Annotated in this window: 5 protein-coding genes; 2 read left to right on the top strand and 3 right to left on the bottom strand. The window is 30.9% G+C overall.

Annotated features, from left to right (window positions below; genetic code table 11):
• The coding region (locus EV196_RS19725) for an integrase core domain-containing protein (protein WP_132219501.1) at nt 1–211 on the top strand (211 nt) is incomplete at its 5' end.
• Between the two features lie 56 nt (nt 212–267).
• Nucleotides 268–915 carry a tetratricopeptide repeat protein gene (locus tag EV196_RS19720; RefSeq protein ID WP_132219500.1) on the top strand — a complete coding sequence of 216 codons (648 nt, stop codon included), beginning with the start codon at nt 268–270 and terminating at the stop codon, nt 913–915.
• 955 nt (nt 916–1870) lie between these two features.
• Here EV196_RS19720 and EV196_RS19710 read toward each other — a convergent pair.
• The 3 genes from EV196_RS19710 to EV196_RS19700 form a co-directional block, all read right to left on the bottom strand.
• On the bottom strand, nt 1871–2149 hold the full coding sequence (locus EV196_RS19710; RefSeq protein WP_132219498.1) for a DUF3871 family protein: 279 nt from the start codon (nt 2147–2149) through the stop codon (nt 1871–1873).
• Complete coding sequence (locus EV196_RS19705) at nt 2121–2984, bottom strand: AAA family ATPase (protein WP_132219497.1); 864 nt, start codon at nt 2982–2984, stop codon at nt 2121–2123. The genes EV196_RS19710 and EV196_RS19705 overlap by 29 nt, the downstream gene beginning before the upstream one ends.
• 111 nt (nt 2985–3095) lie before the next feature.
• Nucleotides 3096–3419, bottom strand: a complete 324-nt coding sequence (locus EV196_RS19700; protein WP_243652297.1) for a tyrosine-type recombinase/integrase — start codon at nt 3417–3419, stop codon at nt 3096–3098.
• Nucleotides 3420–3530: the final 111 nt, after the last annotated feature.

The raw sequence follows: 3530 nt of genomic DNA, 5'->3' as shown, positions 1-3530 counted from the left end.
CATGACAGAAGAAAACCATTGCTATGAAAATGCCCTAGCAGAAAGGGTTAACGGGATCCTTAAAGATGAGTTTTATCTCGACCAGACCTTTACTAATATAGCGCACGCGAAAAGAGCTACAAAAAATGCAATTAATTTATACAACCAAATAAGATTACACTTATCTTTAGATTTTAAAACACCTAATATGGTATATAAATTAACAGCGTAAATTCAATTTTAACCTGTAGCCATATTTCAGGACGAGACATTTGACAAAAAACCAAAATGAAGCATATATTACTTTTTGTTGTCCTTATCATATTTAATAATTGTGCTAAGAACGATTGTATTCAAGGAATTAATAATCTACCTAAATATGGAAAGATTAAAAAATGTGCTGAACAAATAACTTTAGACAACGAGTTCATTAAAGGATGTGATACGATTTATCCAAATAGAAAAATTGCCGCAATTCATTATATTGATTTAGCTTGGGGATATTTTTACAATAACCAAATAGACCTATCTATGAAACGTTTTAACCAAGCATGGCTATTGGATAAGAATAATGCAGATATTTATTGGGGTTATGGAAATCTAATGGGGAAAAAAGGCGAATTTGAGGAATCATTGAAATATTTTGAAGAATCAATTCAAATCAATTCACAAAATGCTAAAGTTTGGGAGTCAAAAGCAATTAGTCATGGACAATTATTCTTTAAAACTAAAGAAAAAAAATCATTAAATGAATTAATTGAATGTCTAAAAATATCATTAAAAATCGACCCTAACAATGCACGTGCGTATGGTCAATTAGCTGGAGCTTATGGACAAATCAAAGAAAAAGATAGCTTAGAAAAATACATAAAACTAACTGACCAAATAGACTCTACTTTTGTTCATCCAGAAGTACGAAAACTTATGAACCAATAAAAACGTTTTACAACACCGTATATAAAAAATTGCTATTTTTAGCTTAACCAATGTCAGTTGCTTTGCTTGCTAGCATCTGATTTTCCTTCGGAAAATCCTCGCATACAAACACGCAACTTTCCATATACATAAACGTTGGCAACAAGCTAAAAAAACTCAATAACAGACAAGTAATTGGAGAAAATCTATAATTTTTACGACAAACTCTTTCTCTACTATTATAATTTGAAGAAAAATAGTGATGATACACCGCAGTATTTTCCGATTATAATAATTTCAATTGTACAGTCTGTAAATATATTTTTCTTCGTAATTCTTGTTTATTATTTTTTAAGAATTGATTTTTCATTTTTACCTAAATGGTTTTTGATAATTGACATCGGAATGACAATATTTAATTTTTATCTGTATCAAATTAAGAATAGAACTGAAAAAATAGTTCGAAGAAAACTAGAAATATCGTTAAGGTTCAAAATATTCTCGTATTTCTACTTTGCAATATCGGTTATATCACCTCTCTTTTTAATTTATTTAATCAATGAATACTTATCGTAATTGAATAAAAAAACAACGTATGATTAACACCCGATAAATCTTATCTGACTGAAAAAAAACTGTTTTCGGATTGAAAAATTAATGGAAGTAAGAAAGTTAAACAAAAAAGCCAGTTGCCAACACCGTAAACTGATTATGGCCCGTCTCCAAACTAAAAACATCAAATACATCTTTGCTGATGTCTATTCCAAAAAATTCTGTATTTTTATTCATAAGAACTGTTTTATGAAAGGACATTCTACTTTGCTTTCAACAACTTGAAAACGAGATCTAGGTCTCACAGAACTGAACGAAATAAAAGTAGAAAAGAGAGGGGATTATCAATGTTGCCGAAGTCTTGAGCTTCACCGTGTATACTAACCTTAATCCTCTCTTTTGTTCTTTCTGATTTATATCAAATTTAATTAAAAGACAAACTTAAGCAGTCTTGAGCTACCTCTATAAATTCTTGATTTGCTAAAGTCTTTTCGTTATCTTTTGAAAAAACAGGAATGATACAATCATGCTTTAAAGTAGAAAGGCTAACCTCTTTTGTGTTAGCCTCCATAAATGGGTTTTGTGGATATACTTTATTTCTTGAAGGTATTTGCAAATGATGTACAGTTTGTGACTGACCTTGAAGCAAATTAAATACTCCTTGACTTTGCCTGTTAAGCTCTGTTACTGATACTATTTCCATTTTGAATAAAATTTTGTGGGTTAACTAACTTTTCTAATAAATCTTTTTTAGCTTGAAACAAAGCTTTTAATGGTATCTGAAAACTTGGATGTTCTTTATACAGTTCCATTAACTGGCTAACAGATAAACAGTCTTCTATTCTCTTCCTAACATCTTCTTCTTTTACAGGAGAAGTACACCATTCTAAAATGCGTTTTCCTGTGGAAGTATTTATCATAAATTCTGGCTTACCAGAGAACAAGTTGGTTCTGTCTTTACTCGCTAAAGCAAAGTGCTTAATATCTATATCAAATACAATAGTAAATTCATAAGATACATCATCTCTTTGTACTGCTTTAAGCCCTACTTTTTCAGGTACATATTTACCATCCTTTTGTTGTAACACATACTCTTGTTTTGTTCTCATAGTTGCTATAACATGAGCATTACATTGTAAAATCTTATTGATAAAAGCTTTTTGTCTAGGAGTTACCTTATTCCAGTTTGTGAAAGAGTTCCCAGGTAGTTTTGAATGATAGTCTATCAATTCATCCCATACTTGAGAGATGGAATCCAAAATTATCACTTCCATTCCTGCCTTTTCACAAACCTCTATTGCTTCAATAAATTTCTCTGGCGTATAAGGTGGTTGTAATGGTAATACATTGTAATTACCTACATGAGCATAAAGGTCAGCTGAACCGTTTTCTGTATCAATAACAGCCACTTTATCTAGTTGGTCATTAGTTAATCCTTTAGCCAGTAAAAGAGCGCTTAAACTCTTCCCACAGCCTGATGAACCTTGAAGAGCCATCTTGATTTTTGCTTGTTTCCTTTCGGATTTTCTTAATTCCATTTCTTATGTTTTTGAAGGTTAATATTAAATTGAATTATTTTTAAGTTTAATCTGAATAGATTCAGTATATAATGAAAAAGACCCCCATTTATGAGAGTCTTTTAAATTGGTTTAGGAGGCGTATTTTAGTATGGATTCCTCCAACAATTTTGACATAGCATCATCTATAATGTCATCATTAAATTCTTTTAAATAAGCTTGGGTCACACTAACATCATGATGCCCCATAGATTGACCAATTAAATCTGTTGAAACACCTGCAAACTTTAAATTAGTTGCAAAACTGTGTCTAATAACATAAGATGTTACATTTTGTTCTACACCTTGAATTTCTGCAATCTCTTTAAGTTGCTTATTAAATCTTCTTAATGTTTTATGCTTCCTGTTTTCAATTTGCATTGGTGTTAAGTCGTCTTTTAATAAGATAGGAAACACATAATCTGTTGGTCTGTGAAAAGTTTATCGCCCGCTTTGTGTGTAAAATGCATCACTGGAGACACTTCTTTAACCCACTCCCGATACCAATACCTAAACTGGGAAAGTTTG

Origin of the sequence: Mariniflexile fucanivorans (genome assembly GCF_004341235.1) — a bacterium.
Taxonomy (GTDB): Bacteria; Bacteroidota; Bacteroidia; order Flavobacteriales; family Flavobacteriaceae; genus Mariniflexile; species Mariniflexile fucanivorans.
Note: the sequence above shows the minus strand (reverse complement) of the source record. Positions and strands in the feature narration are given on the sequence as shown.